At 61.4% G+C, this 26,441-nt stretch carries 19 protein-coding genes and 3 pseudogenes; 11 read left to right on the top strand and 11 right to left on the bottom strand.

Annotated elements, in window-relative coordinates:
• Nucleotides 1-49: 49 nt before the first annotated feature.
• Entirely contained in the window at nt 50-898 is an 849-nt protein-coding gene (locus V1283_RS18015) for a hypothetical protein (RefSeq protein WP_334387788.1), read from the bottom strand.
• A 520-nt stretch (nt 899-1,418) separates the two neighbouring features.
• Between V1283_RS18015 and V1283_RS18010 the strand changes: the two genes are divergently transcribed.
• The 6 genes and pseudogenes from V1283_RS18010 (at nt 1,419) to istB (ending at nt 6,997) form a co-directional block, all read left to right on the top strand.
• Nucleotides 1,419-1,679, top strand: a complete 261-nt coding sequence (locus V1283_RS18010) for a PepSY domain-containing protein (RefSeq protein ID WP_334387787.1) — start codon at nt 1,419-1,421, stop codon at nt 1,677-1,679.
• Between the two features lie 260 nt (nt 1,680-1,939).
• Nucleotides 1,940-2,155, top strand: a complete 216-nt coding sequence (locus V1283_RS18005; protein WP_334387786.1) for a hypothetical protein — start codon at nt 1,940-1,942, stop codon at nt 2,153-2,155.
• 315 nt (nt 2,156-2,470) lie between these two features.
• Nucleotides 2,471-2,566 (top strand): annotated as a pseudogene (locus V1283_RS18000) (FMN-binding negative transcriptional regulator); the annotation flags it as partial.
• A gap of 401 nt (nt 2,567-2,967) precedes the next feature.
• On the top strand, nt 2,968-3,798 hold the full coding sequence (locus tag V1283_RS17995; RefSeq protein WP_334387785.1) for a DUF3616 domain-containing protein: 831 nt from the start codon (nt 2,968-2,970) through the stop codon (nt 3,796-3,798).
• Nucleotides 3,799-4,634: 836 nt separating this feature from the next.
• A pseudogene (istA, locus tag V1283_RS17990) lies at nt 4,635-6,125 on the top strand (IS21 family transposase); the annotation flags it as partial.
• A gap of 8 nt (nt 6,126-6,133) precedes the next feature.
• Nucleotides 6,134-6,997 carry an IS21-like element helper ATPase IstB gene (gene istB / locus V1283_RS17985; protein WP_334387784.1) on the top strand — a complete coding sequence of 288 codons (864 nt, stop codon included), beginning with the start codon at nt 6,134-6,136 and terminating at the stop codon, nt 6,995-6,997.
• Between the two features lie 122 nt (nt 6,998-7,119).
• Here the strand turns inward: istB and V1283_RS44745 are convergent.
• A pseudogene (locus tag V1283_RS44745) lies at nt 7,120-7,473 on the bottom strand (SIR2 family protein); the annotation flags it as partial.
• 419 nt (nt 7,474-7,892) lie between these two features.
• Nucleotides 7,893-11,642, bottom strand: a complete 3,750-nt coding sequence (locus V1283_RS17980; RefSeq protein WP_334387783.1) for a vitamin B12-dependent ribonucleotide reductase — start codon at nt 11,640-11,642, stop codon at nt 7,893-7,895.
• A 745-nt stretch (nt 11,643-12,387) separates the two neighbouring features.
• On the opposite strand from V1283_RS17980, the gene V1283_RS17975 reads away from it, so the two are divergent.
• Nucleotides 12,388-13,284 (top strand): DMT family transporter, encoded by an 897-nt coding sequence (locus tag V1283_RS17975; RefSeq protein WP_334387782.1) that lies wholly within the window; start codon nt 12,388-12,390, stop codon nt 13,282-13,284.
• Between the two features lie 35 nt (nt 13,285-13,319).
• Here V1283_RS17975 and V1283_RS17970 read toward each other — a convergent pair whose 3' ends face one another.
• Nucleotides 13,320-14,282, bottom strand: a complete 963-nt coding sequence (locus V1283_RS17970; RefSeq protein WP_334387781.1) for a Bug family tripartite tricarboxylate transporter substrate binding protein — start codon at nt 14,280-14,282, stop codon at nt 13,320-13,322.
• Nucleotides 14,283-14,566: 284 nt separating this feature from the next.
• Between V1283_RS17970 and V1283_RS17965 the strand changes: the two genes are divergently transcribed.
• The gene (locus V1283_RS17965) at nt 14,567-15,631 is read left to right on the top strand and encodes a ketopantoate reductase family protein (protein ID WP_334387780.1); all 1,065 of its coding nucleotides are present in this window, start codon (nt 14,567-14,569) and stop codon (nt 15,629-15,631) included.
• A gap of 80 nt (nt 15,632-15,711) precedes the next feature.
• On the opposite strand, the gene V1283_RS17960 is transcribed toward V1283_RS17965, so the two are convergent.
• The 4 genes from V1283_RS17960 to V1283_RS17945 form a co-directional block, all read right to left on the bottom strand.
• Nucleotides 15,712-16,428 (bottom strand): RibD family protein, encoded by a 717-nt coding sequence (locus V1283_RS17960; protein WP_334387779.1) that lies wholly within the window; start codon nt 16,426-16,428, stop codon nt 15,712-15,714.
• Nucleotides 16,429-16,553: 125 nt separating this feature from the next.
• A complete protein-coding gene (locus V1283_RS17955) occupies nt 16,554-16,892 on the bottom strand; it encodes an HNH endonuclease (RefSeq protein WP_334387778.1) in 339 nt (112 codons plus the stop codon).
• 102 nt (nt 16,893-16,994) lie between these two features.
• Complete coding sequence (locus V1283_RS17950) at nt 16,995-17,801, bottom strand: hypothetical protein (RefSeq protein ID WP_334387777.1); 807 nt, start codon at nt 17,799-17,801, stop codon at nt 16,995-16,997.
• A gap of 430 nt (nt 17,802-18,231) precedes the next feature.
• Complete coding sequence (locus tag V1283_RS17945; protein WP_334387776.1) at nt 18,232-19,194, bottom strand: alpha/beta fold hydrolase; 963 nt, start codon at nt 19,192-19,194, stop codon at nt 18,232-18,234.
• An 875-nt stretch (nt 19,195-20,069) separates the two neighbouring features.
• Here V1283_RS17945 and V1283_RS17940 point away from each other — a divergent pair.
• Both V1283_RS17940 and V1283_RS17935 read left to right on the top strand, forming a co-directional pair.
• Complete coding sequence (locus tag V1283_RS17940) at nt 20,070-20,306, top strand: hypothetical protein (protein WP_334387775.1); 237 nt, start codon at nt 20,070-20,072, stop codon at nt 20,304-20,306.
• 82 nt (nt 20,307-20,388) lie between these two features.
• Nucleotides 20,389-21,987, top strand: coding sequence for a recombinase family protein (locus tag V1283_RS17935; protein ID WP_334387774.1), 1,599 nt, complete (start codon nt 20,389-20,391; stop codon nt 21,985-21,987).
• A 16-nt stretch (nt 21,988-22,003) separates the two neighbouring features.
• Here V1283_RS17935 and V1283_RS17930 read toward each other — a convergent pair whose 3' ends face one another.
• Together V1283_RS17930 and V1283_RS17925 are read right to left on the bottom strand one after the other, a co-directional pair.
• Nucleotides 22,004-24,241 (bottom strand): CHASE3 domain-containing protein, encoded by a 2,238-nt coding sequence (locus tag V1283_RS17930; RefSeq protein ID WP_334387773.1) that lies wholly within the window; start codon nt 24,239-24,241, stop codon nt 22,004-22,006.
• A 15-nt stretch (nt 24,242-24,256) separates the two neighbouring features.
• Nucleotides 24,257-24,664, bottom strand: a complete 408-nt coding sequence (locus V1283_RS17925; protein ID WP_334387772.1) for a response regulator — start codon at nt 24,662-24,664, stop codon at nt 24,257-24,259.
• Nucleotides 24,665-24,842: 178 nt separating this feature from the next.
• Here V1283_RS17925 and V1283_RS17920 point away from each other — a divergent pair, with 178 nt between their 5' ends.
• The gene (locus V1283_RS17920) at nt 24,843-25,733 is read left to right on the top strand and encodes a DMT family transporter (protein ID WP_334387771.1); all 891 of its coding nucleotides are present in this window, start codon (nt 24,843-24,845) and stop codon (nt 25,731-25,733) included.
• 59 nt (nt 25,734-25,792) lie between these two features.
• Here the strand turns inward: V1283_RS17920 and V1283_RS17915 are convergent, their stop codons facing one another.
• Nucleotides 25,793-26,431 carry a BA14K family protein gene (locus tag V1283_RS17915; protein WP_334387770.1) on the bottom strand — a complete coding sequence of 213 codons (639 nt, stop codon included), beginning with the start codon at nt 26,429-26,431 and terminating at the stop codon, nt 25,793-25,795.
• Nucleotides 26,432-26,441 lie beyond the last annotated feature (10 nt).

Genomic DNA, 26,441 nt, shown 5'->3' with positions numbered 1-26,441 from the left:
CGCCGCGCGGACGAATGGTGGATTACGCCTTCCGCCTTCGTTCGTTGAGCTACGGCGGACAGGTCGGCTGATCTACCCGATGCGCAGCGTGACCGTCATGCGAAAATCGTCGGATCAATCCCCAGGCGACGGCGGCCGTGGCTGCCGTCGCGATCAGATGCTTCAACGTGTGTCCGGTGACGAAGCCGAAAGCGGTCGCGATCTCGTGGTCGAGCACCTCGGCGACCTTGGCCAGGATGTACAGCGCCATCGCGGTGGCGAAAGCGATGCGATCGGTGCGCGGGCAGCGATAAATCGCTTGCCATAGCGGGATGAGGATGAGCGCGAGCCCTTGCAACAGGAGATACGGTCGCAGGTCACCCGCGCCGTTCCTGTCCGTGATGGCCCACCATGCGACGCTGGCGACGGCGTAGAGGGCGAGAACGATCACGTCGATCCCGGTGTTCGATCCGTCCCTTATGTCTCCGCGGACGCCGGCGAGCAGGCCGGCGCAAACCAGCGCGATCGGCAGCCTGTCCCAGATCAGGCGGGCATTGTCCGGGGCGAGATGATAGAACGCGGACCCGAAAGCGGTCAGGAACAGTCCGATCAGGAACAGCCTGTAGCCAGGCCATCCGGCGCGCAAATGCTCGCTGGCGCGTCGGGGCCGCAATGTCAGCCAGCCCCAGATCGCGACCAGCGCGAACCCCGCGTTGGAAAACACATCGGCTGCGTGGGGAATGCCCAAGGAGGCCGACTGGTCGGCGAATTCGTGGTAATGCGCCGGCTGCGCAATACGTCCGTGCAGCGCCAGGATCACGATCATGCCGACGGTGATGATCGTCGGAGCGTGCTTGATCCATGGGGCCATGGGCTGGCTCTGGCCGATCGAGACGTCCGTACCGGGAGCGGGTTGCATTGTCGGATTCTCCAGTTTTTGAGCGTTGCTCAAATATGAGTAATCCAAAAATGAACAATGTTCAATAAGAATTTTCGGTAGGAGCCTTGGCTATCCGGGGATGATCGACCTTGTCGTCGATACGGCCGGGGGGGGCGACTTCTTCTCGTGCATCATGGGTTGCGCTCTATTAATGGCGGTGGCTCTATCTATGGTTGATAGCGAGTAGGGGATTAGCGAATGCGTAACCCGCCAGCGCAGAACGGCGGATTGCTTGCGCTCATTTGAGCTGCGCTTGCTGCGAGCCGCGACCATTTGTTAGAAACTGATCCGCGCCTGTTTGCGCTGATGCGATTCGTTCCATGCGAACAAAATGGAGTCGGATGGAGAACAAGGCTGCGTGATGTAAGTAGGGAACTGCCACCAAAACGCCCCAACTGCCGAAGTTTCATGCTGTTCCGCGATCTCCAATGTCGGAACACATTGCCGCTGCCGCTCGTTCTAGCTGGCGTATCGGCTCAACGTTCGACAGGAGTGCTCCATGCGACGTGTCATTCTTCCAATCGTTACCGCCCTGGCGCTTGGCGCAGCGTCACCTGCCATGGCCCAGGATTCCGGTGGCCAGATCTCGATGCAGGTCGCGCTCGACGTCGCGACCGATCTCGGCATCATGACGGTGTCTCACACCGAGTTCCAGGGCGATCAGTGGGAGATCGAAGGCCGCGACGGCCGCGGCCGATGGATGGAGGTCTATGTCGACTCGCGAACCGGCGAAGTGCGCCACGTGAATCGCGGATGGTGAAATTCGAAACCTTGCTCCGTCATCTGAACCCGACGTGATTTTGCAAAGCTAACATGACTCAGCAGGCTTTCCTTCGCAAAGGAAGGCCTGCTGACACGTAGAATTTCGAGAATTGCTACCGGGCGCGGCCGTGGACGCAGCGCGAGGCAAAAGGCCCGCGCTGGCTCAATTGGCATTGCCGCGATTTAACTAGTGCATTTTGCCGGATCAGGGCAACACCCGGCGGCGCTGGGGCGCGAGGACTTCCTTCCATTCAAACGATGCCGGATACCGAAATCACCGAGGAATGCCGCGCCCTGATTGCGAGCGTGTTCGAACCCCCGTCCGGACAGCGCCTGCCGAACGGCAACTGGCGGACCGAGATCGACGCGGCAACGTGGCAATGGCTGCAGAGATTGCGACTGCAAGACGAGTCGATGTCTGACTGCATCATTCGCATCGTAATCATCGCCTTGCATAAGCGCGGCTTGCAATAAAGAGGCATCGAGCGAGTAGGGCGGGTCAGCTAACTGGTCGCGCGAGTGCGCGCCCGATGACAAACTCCGCATTACTGGCAAGTTAAGTGCACTGTCACCATGATTCAGCTGCAGCCGCCGCCGCTTGATCAATGGATCAGCTCGCTCGGCGAGGGCCCTGACGGTCCGTGCCCTTTCCCTGCAAAACTCGTCGTCCATATCCGTCTCCGGAACTCAAGCACATGGGCGAAGGTGTAGGGCAGGTGGTTTGAACCGCGTATGGGCCAGATCACAGATTCGGGGCGAGGGCCTCTGAGCAATCTCGGATATCGCTGTGCTCATCTTCGTGAGCGCGACGAGAACCGCAGGCACGGCGGCGCGCTACTCGCGGTCTCCGAGGCGCGCCTGCCGAAACAGCCCTGGGAGCTTACCTAGATGGAGCCCACCAAGCGCGAGACCATGCTTGCCTGCATTACGTGCATTACGGTGCACTCAATGGATCGCGCCTCGGTCAGCATCACCGGCAAGTTAGGTGCACTGAAGATCATCTAGCCGGCCTTCGCGACCAAGAAGGCGGTGGAGCTAAAGTGAGTTCGAAGTCATCGAATTGGCCACGAGGAGGCGAAGATGATGTACAGCGGAATTGATCTGCATTCCAACAACAGCGTTGTCGCCGTAACTATGTAGGGTAATCCGCTTGCGCTCGCTCGAAAGTTGCGCAACCATAGGTGCAGGGAAACGGGGGAGACGACTATGGCGGAGATTAAATCCGAATTCGAATTGATTCAGGACTCCTATCTCAAGGTCTGGCAGATATTCATGAGTTGGTTCACGTGGTTCTCTGTCTGCTTAGCAATGACGATTCGCAATATGCGCAATTTGTCCAATTGAATAATGGTGAGCTCATAGCTGGTCCAACGATTAAGCTCATCGACGATACCTTCAACGGTAAACCGCTGTTGCTAAACGGCGAGGGAGTTGCGTTTTCGAACGAGTATTTTTACGTCATAGGATCGCACGGGCGTCCTCGTGGTATCGGCCCGAAGGAGATAGATGAAGCGCTCAGGGCGCGCAACGCAGCGAACAGTCAGATTGTAAGATTCAAAATGACCGCTCAACTCGATCCCGCATCTGCTGTTGTTGAACGGACGAGTCGGCTGAGCAAGATTATTGCCGCCGAACCTGCCTTAGCCCCGTTCATGGGCCAATGGCCGGAAAACAATGGCGTGATAATTGAGGGAATCGCGATCGACGGCCGCGGCGAAACCCTCTTCGCCGGTTTCCGCGGACCGATATTGAACGGATCCCGCGCTGCTATCTTGGGAGTCCGCATCGATGTTTTGTTCGGCGGGTCAGGTACTGCGCATCGGCTATTCCGGCTTCCCTTGGGCGGCCGAGGTGTGCGAGATCTCGCGATCTTCGAAGGTCGCATTCTCATTCTTGCAGGCCCTTCATCAAGCGTGCCCGGTCGCTATGCTATCTATAGCTGGGATGGTGAGAGTAACGACGTGAAATTGTTATCCGAATTGCCGTTCGATCCTGCGCGGAAACCCGAGGGGCTGCTGCCGTTGGGCAAAGAAGGCCCAGGTCATTTGAGAGTGTTGGTGATGTTTGACGCAGAGAAAGAAGGCGCGCCGACGCCAATCAAGATTAAGCTGCCCTGACGCGTCTGCACCTTGCGGGGAAAGCAAAGTTTTGCCGTGGTCCAAGATACGAAATGCCTTTCGCACGCCTCCGAAACGAAAACTGAAAAGTCGCGAGGCATCTTGTTACAGGACCGAAAGGTCGAGCATAGCCCGGATGAGCGAAGGGATATCGGGGTGAGGTTAGAGCTGTCCCGGATGTCGCTCTCGCTCATCCGGGCTACGCTTGTTTAGAGATACGGAGTGTGGTCAGGAATCAGCTGCGCGTCCTTAGGGTGCCTTTTTAATATTCGATTGGCTTGGGCATTAACGGACCGGGGCAGCTTCTCCTTAGGATACTTGAGTGCCCCCGATAGCGATCGAACCGTCACGTTAAATGGCGCGCTGAATAGGGGCGGTGCCGGGCCATTGTCGTCCACTGACTTTAGCAGCAAGAAGAGGAGTCCAGTCTGGTATCCTAGAGCATAGGTAGCGTTCCAATGATCTTTGCTCTTCGATAGCTCCTCTATTCGATGTTCGTAGCTGTGAATCCGCGCGTGGACGGAGATTTTCGAGTGATATTCCCCGGTTCTCCGCATTCGCAGGATTCGTTGGAGCGCGTGAATTAGACCATCCTGATAGCTCAGGAGGAAGATAAGAAGAGGGTGTTGCTTGCGAATAAATGCGTCCGCTGTTTTGTTGTGGCTCGCAGCGACTTCGTCAAGCAATTCGGCGCAGTAGTTAAACGCTTCATCGCGGATGATTGTCATTCGGCCTGCAATATTGACCCCCTAAGCCGGGGGATCGGCGTCCAAAATTGACCCCCTACAGATTGATCTGTTGCGCTGCCTGCTTTGGAACGAAGCAGGTGGTGGGGGATGCTGATCGTGGAGACGATTGCCCGGATCCGGCGCGAGCACTTCATCAAGGGCAAGACGATCAAGGAGATCGCCCGTGACCTGAAGGTGTCGCGGAACACGGTTCGGAAGGTGCTGAGGTCGGGAGAGACCTCCTTCGAGTACGAGCGGCAGGTGCAGCCGCGGCCAAAGCTGGGACGATGGGCAGTAGAGCTTGACGGATTGCTGGCGGCGAACGCGGCTAAATCGGCTCGTGAACAGCTGACGTTGATCCGGATCTTCGAAGAGCTGCGCGGCCGCGGCTATGACGGCGGTTACGATGCGGTGCGGCGTTACGCCAGACGGTGGAGCAAAGAACGCGGGCAATCGACCGCGGCCGCTTATGTCCCGCTGAGCTTTGCCCCAGGCGAAGCCTACCAGTTCGACTGGAGCCACGAGGTGGTCTTGCTGAGCGGCACCACGGTGATGGTGAAGGCCGCCCATGTCCGGCTCTGTCACAGCCGCATGCTGTTCGTGCGGGCCTATCCACGGGAGACGCAGGAGATGGTGTTCGACGCCCACGACCGGGCGTTCGCCCTGTTCAAAGGCACCTGCACCCGCGGCATCTACGACAACATGAAGACCGCCGTAGAGACGATCTTCGTCGGCAAAGGCCGTCTCTACAATCGCCGCTTCCTGCAGATGTGCAGTCACTATCTGGTCGATCCGGTCGCCTGCACGCCAGCGTCAGGCTGGGAAAAGGGGCAGGTCAAGAACCAGGTCGGGCTGGTCAGGGAACGCTTCTTCACGCCGCGGCTGCGGTTCAAAAACCTCGACGAGTTAAACGCCTGGCTGCTCGACAAATGCATCGCCTACGCCAAGGCGCATCGCCATCCGGAGCTGGTCGATCAGACGATCTGGGAAGTGTTCGAAGCCGAACGCCCCAAACTCGTTCCCTATGCCGGCCGCTTCGACGGCTTCCATGCGGTGACGGCATCGGTCTCGAAGACCTGCCTGGTGCGCTTCGACAACAACAAGTACTCGGTCGCAGCCAGCGCAGTCGGACGACCGGTCGAGGTTCAAGCCTATGCCGATCGCATCGTGATCCGTCAGGATGGCCGCATCGTTGCCGAGCACCCGCGATCCTTTGGCCGCGGCGAGACTGTCTACGACCCCTGGCACTATGTGCCGGTGCTCGCCCGCAAACCCGGCGCCTTGCGCAACGGCGCTCCGTTCAAGGACTGGGTGCTGCCGGCCGCGATCGAGCGGATCCGGCGCAGGCTCGCCAGCACCGATGACGGCAACCGGCAGATGGTCGACATCCTCAACGCGGTGCTGACTGACGGTCTGCCTGCGGTGGAAGCCGCCTGTGCCGAAGCCCTCGGTCATGGCGTCCATTCCGCCGATGTCGTGCTCAACATCCTGGCTCGTCAACGCGAACCCACCCCACCGGCCAACATCATGACGCCGGCCGCACTGACGCTCCGCCATGCGCCGATCGCCGATTGTGCCCGCTACGACAACCTCCGGAGGACCATCTGATGGAACGAACCCAAATCTTCGACCTCATGGGCGAACTCAAACTCTACGGCATGAAGGCTGCCTTCGACGAGATCATGGCAACTGCCGTCAAGCGCCAGCACGAACCTCAGCGCATTGTCGGCGACCTGCTCTCCGCCGAGATCAACGAGAAGCAGGCCCGCTCGATCAAGTACCAGCTCACCATTGCCAAGCTGCCCCTTGCCAAGGACATCGCCGACTTCCAGTTCGAAGGCACGCCGATCAATCAGACTCTCGTCAATGATCTCGCTGGCGGCGGCTTCATCGCCCAACAACGCAACGTCGTGCTGGTCGGCGGCACCGGCACCGGCAAGACCCACCTGGCCATTGCCATCGCAAGAAGCTGCATCCGATCCGGTGCCCGCGGCCGCTTCTTCAACGTAGTCGACCTCGTCAATCGCCTCGAGACCGAGACCCGCAACGGACGGCAAGGACGGCTCGCCGAGCATCTGACCCGGATGGACTTCATCGTGCTGGATGAACTCGGCTATTTGCCCTTCGCCCAGTCCGGTGGCCAGCTTCTCTTCCACCTCGTCAGCCGGCTCTATGAGCGCGCCTCCGTCATCGTGACCACCAATCTCGCATTCGGCGAATGGCCGACCGTGTTCGGCGACGCCAAGATGACCACCGCGCTGCTCGACCGGTTGACCCATCACTGCGACATCGTCGAGACCGGCAACGATAGCTGGCGGTTCAAAAGCCGAGACGACGATCACGCCACCCGCGCTCGTCTCGCCTCCGCTATCCCGGCCAGCTCCGACGAGACGAGCGCTACCAGCAAACCCCGCCGCGCAAAGGGGTCAAAATTGGACGCCGATGAGGGGTCAAATTTGCAAGCCGATTGACAGATGATACCACACCGTTCGGCTAATCTGGCCCGTGCGCTTTCGAAGAAATATGAGCCGTCCGTTTCAATTGGAATCAAAGATACGGGAGCCCTCGCGAGCTTTTGGTCATCGATTATTGGCGAGATAAAGTAGGACTGCCGGAGATTGCCTTGCATTAGCCGTGCAATATTAGCCAACAGCTGAAGATAATTCTCGTCCGACAAGGAATATCCGACATAGATGACGGTCTTGCGCGCAATTAGTGACTTAAGTTGGGCTCCCAATGGTCCATCGTTTAGTCGCTTAAACGACTGCTCGTAGTCACTCGTTGTGGCAACCAAAGATCCGAAATTTGTTATTGAGCCGTGGATCTTCATGACCCGTCGTTTGGACGCATCCCAAAAGGCCAGATCGCTGTCATAGACGAAGGCGTCGAAATTGCATGTTCTCTCGAAAAAGTCGTCCCAATTTGTCGTAACTACGTCCTTGATCATGTGGAGCGGTGATATCGCACGATGAAAGCGCGTCATCGGTCGAATGAAATTGTCAAACGACAAGAAATAGTCGAACCGGCTTTTTATCTTTTCTAGAAGTTTGATTCTGCCGTCAGGCTGGGCGCAATAGGCGTCCATCAACTCGGGGAAAGATAGGTTGGTGACTGACTTTAGTTCTGATTGTATCTGTTCATAGAGAGAAGATTGACAGTGCGACCTATTCTCGGTGCTGATTCCTGCTCCTGCGAAGACTACGACGTCTCCACTTGCAATTTTATCGAGCAGATGCTCAGGAAAGTCGAAGTCCTTTTCGTTGCGGCAAATTGCACATGCGCATTCATCTGGATGTGATTTCTTCATGAGAGGCCATAGTTAAAGCCCTCGGAACTAACTGTTCGTTGGTTCCGAGGGCTGAAGGTTTACGAACACCCCGTCGTGCTTCCGCACGTATCGCACTTCATGCACGTCCCGTTCCGCACCAGCGTGAAGTTGCCGCACTCCGAGCACATCTCGCCTTCGTAGCCTTTGGCCTTGGCTTCCGCCCGGCGTTCGGCCTTGCTCGGGGCGACCGCGACTGCCGCGCTGCCGGCCTTGCTCCACTTCAGGGCGTCCAGCCTTTCCGTTGGCGACAGGTCGTGGCTGGTTTCCTGCTTCAGCGCAACCGCGCCTTCATGCGCGTCGGAGGCGCGCGCGCTTGCGCCGTGGCCGGCGATCGCGGTGACGTTGCCCGAGCCGCGGGCGTCGGCATCGACGCCGCGCATCACGACCAGCTTATCCGTGCGCGAGCGGGTCAGGCCCTTGGACAGATATTTGGTCGCCTGCTGGCTCGCGCCGTCGGACGGCTCCTTGCCTTCCTCGACGCCTTTGCCCATCGCGTCGAAGTTGGACTCGGAGGGATCGACATGCGCGAGATCGAAGCGCGACATGTAGCTGACCGCGAGTTCGCGGAACACATAGTCGAGGATCGAGGTCGCGTACTTGATCGAGTCGTTGCCCTGCACGGGGCCCGCCGGCTCGAAGCGGGTGAAGGTGAAGGCGTCGACATACTCCTCCAGCGGCACGCCGTATTGCAGGCCGAGCGAGACGGCGATGGCGAAGTTGTTGATGAAGGAGCGGAGCGCGGCGCCTTCCTTGTGCATGTCGATGAAGATCTCGCCGAGACGGCCGTCGTCATACTCGCCGGTTCGCAAGTACACCTTGTGGCCGCCGACCACCGCCTTCTGGGTGTAGCCCTTGCGTCGGTCCGGCATTTTTTCGCGCTCGCGCATCACGACGATACGCTCGACGAGCTTCTCGACGATCTTTTCCGAGACCTGGGCGGCACGCGCGGCCATCGGCTTGTCGTAATACGCCTCGGTCGCATCGTCCTCGTCGTCATCATCGCTGATGAGCTGCGAGTTCAGCGGCTGGCTCAGCTTCGAGCCGTCGCGGTAGAGCGCGTTGGCCTTCAGCGCGAGTTTCCAGGACAGCAGATACGCCGACTTGCAATCCTCGACGGTGGCGTCGTTCGGCATGTTAATGGTTTTTGAGATCGCACCCGAGATGAACGGCTGCGACGCCGCCATCATGCGGATGTGGCTCTCGACCGACAGATAACGTTTTCCAATTTTGCCGCAGGGATTGGCGCAATCGAACACCGCGTAATGTTCGGCCTTGAGGTGGGGAGCGCCCTCGACCGTCATCGCGCCGCAGATGTGCACGTTGGCGGCCTCGATCTCGCGCTTGCTGAAACCGATCGCCGAGAGCAGGTCGAAGCCGGGGGCAGCGATGGCTTCCGGCGCTATGTTGAGCGTCTCGCGCAAAAAGTCCTCGCCAAAAGTCCACTTGTTGAAGGCGAACTTGATGTCGAACGCGGTCGGCAGCGCCTTTTCAACCTTGGCCAGCGCTTCGTCGGTGAAGCCTTTGGCCTTCAGGGTGGAGACGTTGATGCCGGGCGAATTGGAGAGCGAGCCATGGCCGACGGCGTAGGCCTCGATCTCGGCGATATCAGCTTCGCTGTAGCCGAGCGTCCGCAGCGCCACGGGGACTGCCTGGTTGATGATCTTCCAGTAGCCGCCGCCGGCGAGTTTCTTGAACTTCACCAGCGCGAAATCAGGCTCGATGCCTGTGGTGTCGCAATCCATCACGAGACCGATGGTGCCGGTCGGCGCCACCACGGTGGTCTGCGCGTTGCGGTAGCCGTTCAATTCGCCGAGTTCGAGCGCCTTGTCCCAGGCCGCCTTGGCGTGGGTGATCACGTCAGCCTGCGGGCAGGAGGCGTGATCGAGCGGCACGGGATTGACCGCCAGCGCCTCATAGCCACGGCTTTCGGCATGCGCCGCGCGGCGATGGTTGCGGATCACGCGCAGCATGTGCGCCGCGTTCTTCTTGTAGCCGGGGAAGGGGCCGAGCTCCTTGGCCATCTCGGCCGAGGTGGCGTAGGCCACGCCGGTCATCACAGCGGTCAGCGCGCCGCACAGCGAACGGCCTTCCTTGGAGTCGTAAGGCAGACCCATGGTCATCAGCAGGCCGCCGATGTTGGCAAAGCCGAGGCCCAGCGTGCGGAACTCGTAGGAGAGTTCGGCGATCGCCTTCGAGGGGAACTGCGCCATCATCACGGAGATTTCGAGCACGATGGTCCACAGACGACAAAGATGCTCATACGATTCGACGTCGAAGCGTTTTGTCGTCGTCGAATAGAACGTGATCAGGTTGGCGGAGGCGAGGTTGCACGCCGTGTCGTCCAGGAACATGTATTCCGAACACGGGTTCGACGCGCGGATATCGCCGGACGCCTTGCAGGTGTGCCAGTCGTTCATGGTGGTGTTGAAGTGCAGGCCGGGATCGGCCGAGGCCCAGGCGGCGTGGCCGATCTTTTCCCAGAGCTCGCGGGCCTTCAAAGTCTTGGTGATCTTCTTGTTGGTGCGGCCGATCAGGTTCCAGTCGCCGTCGGTTTCCACCGCGCGCAGGAAATCGTCCTTCAGCGAAACCGAGTTGTTGGAGTTCTGGCCGGAGACAGTGAGATAGGCTTCCGAATCCCAGTCGGTGTCGTAGGTCGGGAAGTCGATGTCCTTGTAGCCTTGCTTGGCGAACTGGATCACCCGCTTGATGACGTTGTCGGACACCAGCGCGCGGCGTGCGAGCTTGATTTCGCGGCGGAGCGCCGGGTTCTTTTCGGGATCGAAGCAATCGTCGCCGGAGCCTTCGCAGTTCACGCAGGCCTTCAGCACCGCCTTCAAGTGCTTCTGGTTGATCTTGGAGCCGGTGACCAGCGCGGCAACCTTCTGCTCCTCCTTCACCTTCCAGTCGATATAAGTCTCGATGTCCGGGTGGTCGGCGTCGACCACGACCATCTTGGCCGCGCGGCGCGTGGTGCCGCCGCTCTTGATCGCGCCCGCGGCGCGGTCGCCGATCTTGAGGAAGCTCATCAGGCCGGACGAGCGGCCGCCGCCGGAAAGCTTTTCGCCTTCGCCGCGCAGGCGGGAGAAGTTCGAGCCGGTGCCGGAACCGTATTTGAACAGGCGCGCCTCGCGCACCCACAGGTCCATGATGCCGCCCTCGTTGACGAGGTCGTCACCCACGCCCTGGATGAAGCAGGCGTGCGGCTGCGGATGCTCGTAAGCCGACTTCGATTTTGTCAGTTTGCCGGTGAACGGGTCGACGTAATAATGGCCCTGGCCCGGTCCATCGACGCCGTAGGCCCAGTGAAGGCCGGTGTTGAACCACTGCGGCGAGTTCGGCGCGACCATCTGCTTGGCCAGCATGAAGCGCAGCTCGTCGAAGAACGCCTGCGCGTCTTCTTCCGTGGAGAAATAGCTGCCCTTCCAGCCCCAATAGGTCCAGCAGCCGGCGAGGCGGTCGAACACCTGCTTGGCGCTGAGCTCGCTGACATAGCGCTCGGATTCCGGGAGGAGGGCGAGCGCCTCGGTGTCGGGCACCGAGCGCCACAGCCAGGACGGAACCGTCTCTTCCTCGACCTTCTTCAGACGCGCGGCGACGCCCGCCTTGCGAAAATACTTCTGGGCCAGGACGTCGGAGGCGACCTGGGACCAGAACTGGGGCACTTCGACATTTTCCAGCCGGAACACGATCGAACCGTCAGGGTTGCGGATCTCCGATGTCGTCAGCCTGAAATCAATCCCTGCATAGGGTGACTGGCCGGAAGTGGTGTTGCGCCGTTCGATTCGCATGGTCGTGCCCCGTCTTATTGACCGGTCCGCATTTGGCGCGGTTGCCGGATGTTATCAATGAGCGAACCGCCGGCACCAAGGTTGAAGGCAACCTTGGGCCTTAGATCCGCAAGCTCTACCGGTGGACCCGGCCCTGTTTTCTGTCTTCGCCGCCCCAAGGGGTTCGTCCCGCCCGCCAGCGAGGCCAACCCCTCCACCCAACGCCCGTAACTCGTCACGTGAGCCATTCGGCTCGTTTTTCAGCGCCCCTGGTCGCCCCCCTTTTTTGGGCAGACGAACCCCCGATCCGTGCCTCAACCGGCTGACGGAGTGATCGTTCTGGAACCCATTTGGGAGCGACCGGCGGGACCCAAAACTCACTCGCGCCGAACAGGAAGAAGGCTAGGCCAAACCCGTCGGGCCCGTCAAGGACTAGTACGAGTTCCTGAATCAAATACTAAATATGGTGGAAAGTAAGGGATAACAGGGGGTGATGCCGCCCCTGTGATGCTGCCAAGTATCAGTGAGTCCTCAGGGATTCCCAAGGGAAAAAAATTGTTGCGGCGTGTGGAAACCACCTTCGCCCCGCTGTTCACAGGGCGGGTATTTTTTCAGCCGCCGGGATTGCACTGGAGAGACTCACGTGAGGTTACGGAGCGCGCCGTTAAGGCTACGGGCAGGGGAGGTCTGGCATGTCTGCGCACCCGTGGTCGGAAGCGCGGATACGCGCCATGGTGCGTGCTGATTCCATCCCTTGCCGGGCTCCATGACAGAATCAAAACCCACCGCGCCGGCGCGGATCGCGCCCGCAGGCCTGATGTTCCTCGCCATCACCTCGGTGGGCTGGGGCTTTAACTGGCCTGTCACAAAATATCTCCTGAGCGAGTTGCCGCCGCTGACCTTGCGTGGCTCGACCGGCGTGATCGGCGCGGTGCTGCTGGCGGTGCTGGCGCTGGCGCGCTCCCAGAGCCTGAAGGTCGAGCGGCATTTGTGGCCGCGGCTGATGCTGGCGGCGCTGCTCAACGTCACCGGCTGGATGGTGCTGATGGGGCTGGCGCTGCTGTGGCTGCCGGCGAGCGAGGCGGCGCTGATCGCCTACACCATGCCGGTATGGGCCTCGCTTCTGGCCTGGCCGGTGCTCGGCGAGCGGCCGACGGTGTTGCGCACGGTCGCGCTGGTGATGGCGTTTGCCGGATTGGCCGCCATCATGGGCGGCAACGGCATATCAGCCACATCAGAAAAACTGCCGGGCATCGTGATGGCGCTTGGCGGCGCGCTCGGCTTTGCGCTCGGCACGGTGCTAGCGAAGAAGCTGCCGGTGCCGCTGCCGCCGATCCCGGCCGCGGCCTGGCAGATCGGGCTCGGATGTTTTCCGATCGTCATCATCGGCTATGCCTTCGAGACCACGCATATCGAGAAAGTGACGCAGCTCGGCTGGTGGCTCCTGATCTATTCGACCGTGATCCAGTTCTGCATCGCCTATGTCAGCTGGTTTGCCGCGCTCGCCCGCCTGCCGGCCTCGGTCGCGGCGATCGGCACCATGGCGGTGCCGGTCATCGGCGTGGTCGCATCCGCGATCGCGCTCGGCGAGCCGCTCGGGCTGACGCAGGTCGTGGCGCTGGTCTTCACGCTGGCCGGCGTGGTGCTGGCGACAAGGTCCTGAGGACGTCTGTCCCTTTCAAGCCCGGCGTGAGTTTCTCACTCGGCCCGGATTTTCGCGGCCTCGGCAACCCTGCCGAATTTCTCGCTCTCCGACCGCACGAAGCTGCGCAGCTCGGCGAGCGTCATCGGCCGCGGGACGATGCCCTGTATCAGGAGCTTCTCCATCGTCGCTTTTTCCTGCAGCGCGTTCGACACGACTTCAAACAGGCGCGCCTGTAACGGCTCCGGCGTGGGCGATGGCGCGAACACGCCGAACCAGTTGAGCAGCTCATATCCGGCAAGCGCCGGTGCACCTTCGCTCAACGGGGCCACGTCGGGCAATTGCGGCATGCGCTCGCGCGATGTGACGGCAACCGCGCGCAGACGTCCATCCAGAATCAAGGGGAGCGCCGCGCCGAGGCTGGAAAAGCTCATCGTCACCGCGCCGACAGCCACGTCGGTCACGGCCGGTGCAGACCCTCGATAGGGAACATGCAGGACGTCGGTGCCGGCCATGCGGTTCATCAGCTCGCCGGCAAGATGCTGCGGGTTGCCGACGCCCGACGAAGAGAAGGAAAGCTTTCCCTTGTTCGCCAGCGCGTAGGCGATCAGCTCTGCCGGTGTCTTGACCGGCGTGGTCGCCGCCACGACCACCACGCACGGCACGATGCCGGCGAGCGCCACCGGCGTAAGCTCCTTCTGCGGATCGTAGGCCATCCGCTCCTTATAAATATGCTGATTGACCGCGACCTCGCCGGCCGCCGAGACCAGCAGCGTATGGCCGTCGGGGGTCGCCCGGGCCACCGATTGTGCCGCGATCATCGCGGCCGCGCCGGGCTTGTTTTCAACAAGCACCGCTTGGCCGAACGCCGCCTTCATCGGGTCCGTGAGGAGCCGGGCGACAATGTCGACACCGCCGCCGGCCGGATAGCCGACGACCAGGCGGATGTTTTGCGTAGCAAAGGCGCCTTGCGCGCGGGCGCTGCTTCCCCCGGCGAGGACCGCGGCAGCGGCGGACATTGAGAAGGCGCGTCGCGTGAACACGTTATTGTCCTCCGTGCCGTTGACGGCCTCGCCGAATACCCATCGATTGTGTGGTTTCGAATCCCACGCTTCCACGGACGGAAAAAGGCGTCAATCATTCCCGGCCGCAAGGGCGATCTGCCTGCCGCAGGAGATGAAAAAGAGGGGCGCTATGTGATTGTAACGCCTATCAATTCGTTGTATGCCACGGACGAAATTTTCGGCCTCGCTGGGGTCGGGCCATCAGAGAGAATTCTGGTATCACCTGTGAAAGAGAGAGTATGGCGCGCAACATTTTGATCCTTGGGGCCTCGTATGGCTCGCTTCTGGCGACGAAGCTTTTGATGGCGGGGCACAACGTGACCCTGGTTTGCCGGAACAAGACGGCCGACCTCATCAATCGCGACGGCACCGAAGTTCGCATCAAGCTGCGCGACGAGGCGGTGCACCGCGCGATCTTCTCGCGCGACCTACCGGGCAAACTGGACGCGACCACGCCCGCAAATGTCGACCTTTCCCGTTACGATCTGGTGGGTCTTGCGATGCAGGAGCCGCAATACACCAACCATACGATCCGCGTTCTGATGATCAAGATCGCCGCGGCGGGGCTTCCTTGCCTTTCGATCATGAACATGCCGCCGCTGCCCTATCTCAAACGGATCCCGGCACTGGCGGACATGGACCTGGAGGAGGCCTATACCAATGCGTCGGTATGGGAGCGGTTCAAGCCGGGACTGGTGTCGCTCTGCTCGCCCGATCCGCAGGCCTTCCGTCCGCCGGAAGAGGCGGCGAATGTCCTTCACGTCGGACTGCCGACCAACTTCAAGGCGGCCGCCTTTGAAGACGCGCAGCACAACAAGATGCTTCGCGAACTCGAAACCGATATCGACGCGGTGACGCTGGATGGCAAGGACGTTCCGGTGAAGCTCAAGGTGTTCGACTCGCTGTTCGTTCCGCTGGCGAAATGGTCGATGCTGCTGACCGGGAATTACCGCTGCATCACGCCGCACGAGCCGCAGTCGATCCGCGACGCCGTGCACGGCGACCTGAAACTTTCGCAGTCGATCTACGACCATGTCGACGGCATCGCCCGGCGTCTCGGCGCCGACCCGGCGGATCAGGTTCCTTTCGCGAAATATGCCAAGGCGGCGGAAAGCCTGCTCAAGCCGTCGTCGGCCGCGCGGGCGGTAGCCAGTGGCGCGCCCTTCATCGAACGGGTCGATCTTCTGGTGAAGCTGGTTTCCGATCAACTCGGCGTGCCCAGCGCCGAGATCGACCGCACGGTCCAGACCGTCGATCAGAAGCTCAACGAGAAGATCGTAGCGGGTGGATCGGGCTCGCAGTAGGGGCGGGGAAGGGCGGGTGATGACAGGCTATGTCACCCGACAGCCCCAGCGGACCAAGGTGGCCAAGTTCAAATAAGTAGTCAGCCTGGCCCACGTTCCACGGCGTGCCGCAACCACACCATGCCGCCTTCGAGCGTTTCGCAGTGCGTGAGGCGCAGTGATTGCCCTGCTCCAGGGCGGTCGTCCTCGGGCCCGTCATAATCCACGATGCTTTGCGTACCGGCCACGCCATCGACGGCGGGATGGATCAAGGTGCTGAACTCATCAATAAGCTTGTGCTTCAGAAAAGCGCCGTTGATCCTGCCGCCGCCTTCGAGAAGAAGTGTCTTGACGCCAAACAGCGAGGCGATCTCTTCCATCGCGCGGCGCAGATCATCGCCCTTGGGTCCAGCGAAGACATAAGACGCGCCGTCCTCACGCAATTCCGCGAGGTACGCATCGGATACTTCCTCGCCCAGAACGGCGACCACATGGTCGCCGCCGATATTGTCCTTGCCGTAATGAACGCGGCCCGATGGATCGATGCCGATCGCAAGCTTGCGGCCGTCACGCGCGGCAATATGCGCCTTGCGCGCTACTTTGGGTGCATCTCTAGCCGGCCGTTCCGCTCCCTTCGCCATCTCGCTCATCGTCATGCGGCCGACGATCCATCCATCGGCGCCGAACTGATCATGGACGCGTTCATAATGTCCACGCAGGACATCTCGAGAGATGCCCTGCGCAGGCGAGGTGAAGCGGCTCGGATGCAGGCGACCGTCGATCGACGTGCCCATATGGCAGATGATGTAGGGTCGCATGGGTCTTTCCTCACCTACCGACGGTTTCTCAAATCGATCAGCGCGACGACTAATGGCGACGACTGACAGCGGCTCGGGTAGCAGAGATGATAGCGATCAGCGCCAACGCGGTTCTCGGGCGCGCATTATGCCCCTTCGGCAACTTGTTTCACTAGCTCGGGCAGGAGCCGTTTGAGCCGCCCGTGACTGATGAGCGGCGAAGCGGCGATCTCGGCAAGCCGCCGTTCGACGTGGGGCCATTGATTTGTCTCGCGCGGGTCGGTGTCACCCTTGGCGAGATTGCAGGGGTAGCAGGACAGCACGCGGTTGCTCCTGCTGTTCTGACCTCCCTTTGCGAGCGGGATGAAATGGTCGATGCTGGCCTTGACCTTGCCGCCCGTCTTTATCCGGGGGAGTCCAACGTCGCAGTAGGCGCATCGTCCGCCCCAATCGAAATAGCAGCGCTTGTAGATCACGTCGGCCATTAGTCTTGGCTCTTCCCCAGAATCCCTTCGTCCAACGTCTCACCTTTCATACATCAAGTCGGCATTGAAAACGACGCCGCACCAGGAGAGGCTTGCCCCTTGTCACTGCAAGTCCGGATTCATGACACACAATGCGTCGCCGAACCGTGCCTGCATCGAGCCGACGGCAGCCTGGCCAAACGTCAGTTTGTCGACCTCCACGATCGACGGATCGGCGAACGCCCTTTCATCCCCGATCGACTGCACGGTTTGATTGTGGTCGCCCTCCCTTGCGAAGGCTCGCTCAAAGGCCACCGCACCGAGCTTGCGCTCGCAATCGATGACCCACACCGCGTCACGTGCATCGACGTGCCGGCCATCAGCTAGCTGCGTGCCGCCGAATTCATAAAGGCGCACCGACGCCGCCCGGTACTTGCCGATTGTTCTGACACCCCCGCTTGCGAAATAGAGTCCACGCAGCGGGCTTTCGAGAAAATGCTTCCATCCGCTCTTTGCCGGCAAGCCTTGCACACCCAGCAGTTCGCCGTCGCACAAAGCCGTGACAAATCGTTGATACATACCTTTGGGGGGTGATTTCAGATCGCTGGTTTTGAACCCTACAACCGCAGTTGGTGGCGTCCCATCTTTCGCGACCTCCGCAACCGGCGACGCAGCCAGTTGGCGCAATCGACAATCCGCGATGAGGGCAAGGTCGATGGGGCCCCGCGCGTCGCTTGCGGGAGGAGTTTCCTTCACGGTGACACTCACCAGATCGCGCCCTTGGGCGTTGAACCTGACCGCCGTCGCGGGATAGAACTCCAGAACCGCTCCACCCGCGGCATCATGGGCGAAGGGGGACAGCGCTGCCGCGTTTGCCAGCACGTTAAGCGCACCGAGCGCGAACACGATGACGATCAGGCGCTTGACCATGAAAATCCACCGAACCATCCGGTGCCGTCTGACCATTTGGCTTCGCTCACTATCTTGTTCCGCATTTCAAACCGATCACGACCGGCGTATGCGGCGACGCGCTGGAGCTTCGCTTTCGCCTAACTCATAACTGCAGCGAGGCATTTTTTAGGCACGTATTCCGAAGTGGTGCGCCACAGCCGATGAAGATGGGCACTACTTCCTCGCGATTCCCCTATGATGCCGAAGCCCGCGATACGCTACAATCGGCAAGTCTACGATGCTCTGCCATCTAGCACTACGCATCGTGGATCCCCCGATGTTGCGGGGTGCTCCGCTTACCCCTCAACAGCGGTAATCTCGATCAGCCTCCCAGATAGACGCGAAGGGCCAATGCACAAAACGCGACATTGCGTTGCTTTCCGCGTCTACGCAAGTCCCCGTTCGCGATCTATAACTGTTTCAGGAATTCCAGGAGCGCATTGCTTACGTCTTTGGCGCGCTCTTGCTGAGTCCAATGACCGCAACCTTTCAAGACTATTGTCTCGCGAAGCAAGGGCACGAACTGTTTCAGGCTAGGGACGAGATGGCTCCAACTCGGCGATCTGTAAACCCCGTCTCGATCGCCAACGACATAGAGTGCCGGGACCTGAACCTTTGCGCCGGACCATGGTGCGAGCAACTCCCAATTGCGATCAATGTTGCGATACCAATTCAAACCTCCTCCAAAGCCGGTGCGCTTGAACTCTTCAACGTAAAATTCGATGTCACTGTCCGTGAGCCACGTCGGCAATGATTGGGTTGTAGGCTTCCCATCAAGCCACCCCCCCTCACTAGGAAGCATCGTGAGCGACGCAGGATCTTCAACCGGCGCATCGCCAGATAGGGCGAACAATGTCGTCTTGATTGCGTTGTGGACGTCTTTTTCGAGTTCTGCCTCGGCAACGCCCGGTGTCTGGAAATACAGTTGATAGAAGCGCTGCTTTTCGGTCCTCGGCATGACGGTGCTTGGTCGGTTGGGACCACGCACCTGAAACGGCACGCTCAAGCCAACGACGGCCCTAAATCGATCCGGTCTGAACAGAGCGCAGCGCCAAGCGACCGGCGCTCCCCAATCATGTCCGACAACGACTGCTTGATCCGTGCCGATCGCGTCGAGCAATCCGACCATGTCTCCGGTCAAATGCAATAGAGTGTATTGATCGATCGCAACAGGTTTGTCCGTCTGCCCGTAACCACGCATGTCGGGCGCGATGGCGCGATATCCGGCGGCAGCGAGCGCTTCCAATTGGTGCCGCCACGAATACCAGCACTCCGGAAAGCCATGGCAGAGAAGCACGGTGGGGCCGCTCCCTGCTTCGGCCAGGTGCATTCGAATGCCATTTGTCTCGATAAATCGATGCGAGATCGTCATTGCCAACCTCCGTAAGATCCAGTCACATTGTGAGCTCCAACCACAACCGAAGTTGTTCCGCCGACACCCAGTCGAACGGCGGACCGCCAAAACGACATGCTCTACGAATTTATTTTCGAGCCCGCACCGCGCCTCCGGCAGCATCGGCGCAAGGTCGGCTTCGGGTCAATCGCGTCGATTTTGCGACGTCTGCTTTAGCGTCCGCTATCCACAATACCGGACATTCACGTCCGATTGGGACTGGCCTGCCTGTCGCCTTGCCGCGCCCGAATTGCAAACGACCGGCGCAGCCGCGGCAGCTCCGGCGTTCTGCCCTCGACCGGCTAAGAGACATGAGCTGCACCTGCGGTCGACAAAGACCCGGCATATCAACTGCGCCAAATCCACGCGGAAGCTGCTCGCGTCATGCTTGTCCTGGTTTTTGTCGGATGGCGGTTTGGCGAACGATAGCGCAGGACCGGCGAGGCGCAGACAACCGACCGCTTGATAGCAGGATAAAAGGCGCAAGGTGCGCTGCGGTCGGTCGTGTGTCAGTTCATAGGCTTATCGCAACTTTTCTGGCACAGTCACACCTTGCAAGAATCCAGGTTCTCCTTTGCGCTCAAGAAGTCGGCACAATGTGTTTGGTATTGCCGAGACGTCAGTGTCTATCGAGGCGATGCCGGACCAGTCGACACTGGTCAAGGCTCGCGCCTTGCGCGCCCGGCTCCGCGGCTGACGGCCTTGACAAGCGTCGCCTGCCCCGGCCTTTACGGCCATGCGCTGATGGCTCAGCGCGAGCGAGGGGCCGCTCCTCGCGTTACAGGGGCACGCCCTGGCGGCGGACAAACTTGCGCCGTTCTCTCCGGATGGAGTCTGCGTGCCGCAGGGACGCCATGGCTCATGATCAAAAATCTCGACCAACGCGATCGCTGGGCTCGTTGCCCGACGATCTCTATGACTATCTGCAGCCTGCAACTCGACGAAAGGGACGCCCGGCTAAGTCGGTTCGGTCCGACTGGACCGTGACCGACGACTGGCCTGCGGACGTCCCGATCACCGAGGCCGAGATCGAGGTCTTCGAGGCCTGGTTCGGTGACCTGTTCGATGAATTGTTTTCGACCCGCCAATGACCCTCTTGTTTGGAGATCGCCATGACGATGCCGGTTCGTGCTGCCCTCTACCTGCGAGTCTCGACCGGCCGGCAAGCCCACAATGATCTTTCCATCCCGGACCAGCGCCGCGAGGCAAAGGGATATTGGCGCGTCCCGAAGATGGGAGATCGTTGCCGACTACGTCGAGCCAGGCGCGTCAGCAACCGACGATCGGCGGCCGGAATTCCAGCGCATGATCGACGCGGCAACCACCAAGCCGCCGGCGTTCGATGTGATCCTGGTGCGCAGTTTTAGCCGCTTCTTCCGTGACCAGTTCCAGCTCGAGTTCTATGTGCGCCGCTTCGCCAAGGCTGGCGTCCGGCTGGTCTCGATCACCCAGGAGCTCGGCGACGATCCCATGAGCAACATGATCCGGCAGATCATGGCGCTGTTCGACGAGTACCAATCCAAGGAGAACGCCAAGCACACGCTTAGGGCCATGAAGGAGAACGCCCGTCAGGGCTTCTGGAACGGAGCCTTGCCCCCTATCGGTTACCGGATCGTGGAGGCATCCGAGCAACGCGGGCACCGCATCAAGAAGACCCTTGAGGTCGACCCGGTCCAGGCCGAGACGGTCCGCCTGATCTTCCGATTGGCCCGGGAAGGGGACGGACGCGCGGGCGCGATGGGCGTCAAGTCCATCGCCACTCACCTTAATGCCAAGGGAATCCGTACCCGTGACGGCGGGCGCTGGGGTGTCGATGCCGTCCACAAGGTGCTGAGACGGACGACCTACATCGGCCGGCACCGCTTCAATACCAAGTTCTGGAAGACCCGCGAGCGCAAGGCAGAGAGCGAAATCGTCGAAATGACGGTGCCAGCAATTGTCGACAAGGAGGAATTTGAGGTCGTCCAAATGCTGCTCAAGAGCCGCAGTCCGGCGATGGTCGCCCCAAGAGTAGTCAGTGGCCCCACGCTACTCACCGGCATCTGCTTCTGCGCCGGCTGCGGTGGAGCAATGACGCTGCGCACTGGCAAGAGCGGCCGTTACCGCTATTACACGTGCTGCACCAAAGCCCGCCAGGGCGCGACCGGCTGTTCGGGTCGCACTGTCCCGATGGAGAAGCTCGACAATCTGGTGGCGGAGCACATCGAGCAGCGTCTGTTGCAGCCGAGCCGCCTTGAGCGACTTTTGTCGCACGTGCTCGATCGCCGCAAGGATCGCGCCGAGCGCCGAAGGTCGCACATTGCCGACTTGTGCAAGCGGGCGACCGAGGCGGATGCCAAACTCAGGCGGCTCTACGACGCCATCGAGAATGGCATTGCCGATCTCTCCGATCCCCAGTTGAAGGACCGTGTCACCGAACTCAAAGCAACACGCGACCAGGCCCGCCTTGACGCAGAGCGGGCCGAGGATGCGATTGATCGGGCCGGGCCGACCATGACGCCGCAGACTCTCAGGACGTTTGCCAGGACAGCCCGCAAGCGAATGCGGACCGACAACGGCGGCTACCGCCGCGATCACCTTCGCGCGCTCGCCCAACGGGTCGAAGTCGATCAGAAAGAACTGCGCATCATGGGATCGAAAAGCGTACTTCTGCGCACGCTCGTCGCCGCTTCAGGCGCAAAAACGGCTGGTTTTGGCGTGCCCAGCTCTGTACCGAAGTGGCGCGCCCGACACGATTCAAACGCGCGGCCTTTGCCTTCGGAAAGGGGGTAACACCACTTTCGCCCGTTCACCCCGTCAGCGCGCGGCGGACCATGTTCGCCAGTTGGGATTTTCGATACGGTTTTGTCAGCAGCAGCACCCCGGGGTCGAGGCGGCCCTGATGCACGATCGCGTTGTCGGTATAGCCTGATGTGTAGAGCACCCTGATGCCGGGCCGGAGCTTCGACACCTTGTCCGCCAGTTCGCGGCCGGACATGCTGCCGGGCATGATGACGTCGGTGAACAGGAGATCGAACTTCTGGCCGCCTTCGATCAGGTTCAGCGCCGCTGGTCCATTGGCGGCGCCCACCGTGCGGTAGCCGAGGCTCTGCAATTGCGTGGTGACGAAATTGCGCACCAGCGCGTCGTCTTCCACCACCATGATGGTTTCGTTGCCGTGCGGCAGCGGCGCGGCGGCGACCGGCGCCGCCTCGACCTGGCCGCGGGCAGGCGGCAGATAGAGCTTGATCGTGGTGCCGTGCCCGACCTCGCTGTAGATCCGGATGTGCCCGCCCGATTGTTTGACGAAGCCGTAGACCATGCTCAGGCCAAGGCCCGAGCCCTTGCCGACCTCCTTGGTGGTGAAGAACGGTTCGAACACCTTGTCCAGCACGTCCTGCGACATGCCGGCGCCGGTGTCGCTGACCGCGAGCATCACATAGGAGCCTGGCTTCACGCCGGGGTTGGCCTGCGCATAGGCTTCGTCGAGCACGACGTTGCGCGTCTCCAGCAGCAGCTTGCCGCCGTTCGGCATCGCGTCGCGGGCGTTGATCGCCATGTTGAGCAGGGAGTTGGCGAGCTGCGAGGCGTCGATATGGGCGGTCGCCGTTTCCTGCTCGAGGATCGAGTTGACCTCGATCTGCTCGCCGAGCGTTGGCCGAAGCAGTTTTGCGATGTCGAGCACGGTAGCGTTGACGTCGACATTGCGCGGCCGCAGCGGCTGGCGGCGGGCGAAGGCGAGCAGATGCTGGATCAGCTCGCTGCAGCGTTCCGCCGCCTGGTCGATCAATTCGGCCGTCTTCTGCAACTGAGGCTCATGCGCTAGGCTGGCGACCAGCGTTTCGGTGGTGCCGGTGATCACCGTCAGCATGTTGTTGAAGTCGTGCGCGACGCCGCCGGTGAGCTTGCCGATCGCGTCGAGCTTTTGCGATTGCAGCAGCTTGTGCTCGGTTTCGCGCGAGGCGGTGGCGTCGTGATAAACCAGCGCCGCGCCGCTGATGGTGCCCGCGGCGTCGCGCAGCGGCCGGCCGCTGATCATGAGATGAAGCGGCGGATTGCCGCTGACGGGGCGCACCACGATTTCGGTGGCGTCGAACGCTTCGCCCCGCAGCGCACGCGAGGCGGGCATGTCATGGACCAGCAGCGGCGTGACGCCGTCGGCATGAAAGACCGTGCTGAGCGAGCGCAGCAGTTCGACCGTCATGCCCGGCCGGAAGCGCAGCATCTTCTCGGCGGCCGGGTTGGAGAGCAAAATCTCTCCCTTGGTGTCGATGACGAGCACCGCCTCCGCCATGCTGTGGAAGGTGCTGCGCAGGACGGCGGCCGAAAGCCTGAGTTCGTCATGGGCTGCGACCAGATGCTCGGTGCGTTCGGCGACCGCGGCCTCCAGTGCCTCGTTGGTGGCCTGGGTGGCGCTCAGCGAATCCTGCAGTTTGCGACGCGAGCGGCGGGTCGACACCGTCAGAACGGTGGCGAGAACCAGAATCAACGCGACGCCGGCGAGATCGATCGCCAGCAGGAACGTTCCGTTGGTTTCGGATTCGGCGCGTCTGGCGTAAAGCAGCCGGCGCTCTTCCGCTACCGCCTTTTCAAGGTTCCCGGCGATCGCGGCCGTCGCCGCGCGATCCTCCTGGCCGACGAGCGCTGCGACCGCGGCGTCATCTCCCGCGATCCGGAACCTGATCAGCTCGCCATTGATGGCAATCTGGCTTTGCACCAGCGCATTGGCTTCTTCGATCAGCTGCCTTTCGGTGGGATTGTCCTTGACGACCTCGATCAGTGCCGCGAGCGCCGGCAGGATCGTGTCGCTGGCGTCGCGGTATTCCCTGGCGAATTGCTGATCGCCGGTGAGTGCGAAGGCCCGCGCCGCGCTTTCCGACCGGCGCAGCAGCGGGCGCATATCCGAGATCTTGCTGAGGATGCCAAGCGCACGGTCGACGGAAGCGGTATCGGCCCGCGACTTGAGGTCCAAACCGATCGAGGCCGCGCCGATAACGAGGAGGATGGCGAGCCCAATTCCAAGGATGATGCGCTGCTGCGACGGCATTGCCAGCTGCTTACTTCACGATTTCGAGTGACGCGCGGTAGTTTTCGGTGTGGTGATGCATTGATTGACCGAGGTCAACAGCGCGTCCGGCGTGAAGGGCTTGCGCAGGCAGCATGCCGCGCCGAGTTCGATGGTCATCCGCAGGAAATCCGGTGCGCGCTCGGTGTTGGCGAAGGCGTAGCCCGACATCGCGACGATCGGCACGTCCGGCCTGCGCTCGTGAAACATCCGAATCGATTCGAAGCCGCGCATATGCGGCATGAATACGTCGATCAGCATGACGTCGAAATCGGAGGCTTCGAGTGCGCGCATTCCCGCTTCACCACCGTCGGCAACGGTGACGTCGAAACCCTTGCGCATCAGACAAACCTCGATGGCAACGCATACCATCGGGTCGTCATCGACCACGAGAACGCGCGGCACGATGATTCCTTCTTCTTTGGGTGGCGGCCAGATGACCAGCACATCCCATGTGACGATTAAGTCGAAACGCCGACAGGTCGTCTTTATGATAGAGTGCACATAAAAGTTGTTGAGGCAATTGCGTTTCGCTGTGCAGAACGAGAACAAATATACTTCCGGTTCCGGATCCAAGCCCGCCATGCCCCCGATCAATCGCGCGGGGCGGCTGTCGCCGCTCGGGCTCGTCCTGCTTGCCATTGCATCGGTCGGGTGGGGCCTCAATTTCCCGATCATGAAAAATTTGCTGACGGAGTGGCCGCCATTGTCCTCGCGCGGCCTGTGCGGCATTGCCGGCGCTGCGGCGCTGGCGCTGTTTGCGCTCGCGCGGCGGCAAAAAATGAGCGTGCCGCGGCCGATGCGGCTGCGGTTGCTGCTGGTCTCGATGCTGACGATCGGTGGCTGGATCGCGTTCATGGGGCTGGCGCTGTTGTGGCTCGATGCCAGCGAGGCGGCGGTGCTCGGGATATCGATCCCGGTCTGGGTGGCGTTTCTGGCTTGGCCGATCCTGGGCGAACGGCTCTCGCCGCTACGTGGCGTCGCGCTGACGGTTGCGCTCGCCGGCCTCGCTGTGCTGATCGGCGGCAATGGCATTGAGGCCAGCGTCGAAAAATTGCCGGGCATCGCATGCGCGCTGGCTGGCGCAGTGTGTGTCGGCCTCGGCACCGTGCTGACCAAGCATTTCCCGCTGGCGATGCCGCCGCTGTCGCTGGCTGCCTGGCAGATCGGGCTCGGCTGCCTGCCGATTGCGATCGTTGGGCTTGCGGTCGAGCAGCCGCAACTGGCCGCGTTGTCATATGTCGGCTGGCTGTCGCTGCTTTATATGACGCTCATTCAGTTCAGCCTTTGCCACGTGTGCTGGTTTGCCGCACTCGAGCGGCTGCCGGCGGCGACGGCCTCGATTGGAACCTTGCTGGTTTCGGTCATCGGGGTGCTTGCGGCGGGGGCGCTGTTGCATGAGCCGCTCGGCCTGCGCGAGTTCGCGGCGCTGGTGTTCACGCTCGGCGGCGTTGCCGTGGCGCTGCGCGCCTGATCTGCAACGAAAAGGGCGACGCACCGGAATGCGCCGCCCTCCGAACTTACGCTATCGTCTTATTGCGCCGGGCAGGGATGCCGTTGGCCGTCATTGCCGAGATAGGTTCCCGACGCCGGATCGTAGGACCTGTATCTCTGCGTGCAGTACGCCACGGCCTCATCGTCGCTCGGGGGCGCTGCGGCGACGGCGCTGTCGTCATAATATCCATACGAGTCATCGTAGTATGGGCTGTTGTCGTAATAGCCGTAGGTCGACCCGACGCCGACTCCGACCGCGACGCCCGGCCAGAAGCCGCCGCCGCGGTGGTAATGGCGATAGCCGCCGCCGTAATAGCCGCGGCCGGCATAGCCACCGCCCGCATAACGATTCCCCACGCCGCCGCCGCTCACGACGGGTGCGCCGCCGGTACCGGGAGTGGGGCGGAATCCCGCCGTCGGGGCAGGCCGGAATCCGGCAGGTGCGCCGCCCATTGAAGGTGCGCTGGCGGCGCCGGCTCTAAAGCCTCCGCCTCCACCACCGCCGCCGGCCCTGAAGCCTCCGCCGCCACCGCCGCCGATGGCTGCACCGCCACCGCCGGCCCTGGCAGCGCCGCCACCGGCGGGCACGCCGCCTCTGTCCTGCGCCTGGACGGCGCTGACCGTCGGCAAAATAAGTGCGATCGCTGCCGCTGTACTCAAAACCTTCAGATTGATCATTATCGGCTCC

This window comes from Bradyrhizobium sp. AZCC 2262 (assembly GCF_036924535.1).
GTDB lineage: Bacteria > Pseudomonadota > Alphaproteobacteria > Rhizobiales > Xanthobacteraceae > Bradyrhizobium.
Note: the sequence above shows the minus strand (reverse complement) of the source record. Positions and strands in the feature narration are given on the sequence as shown.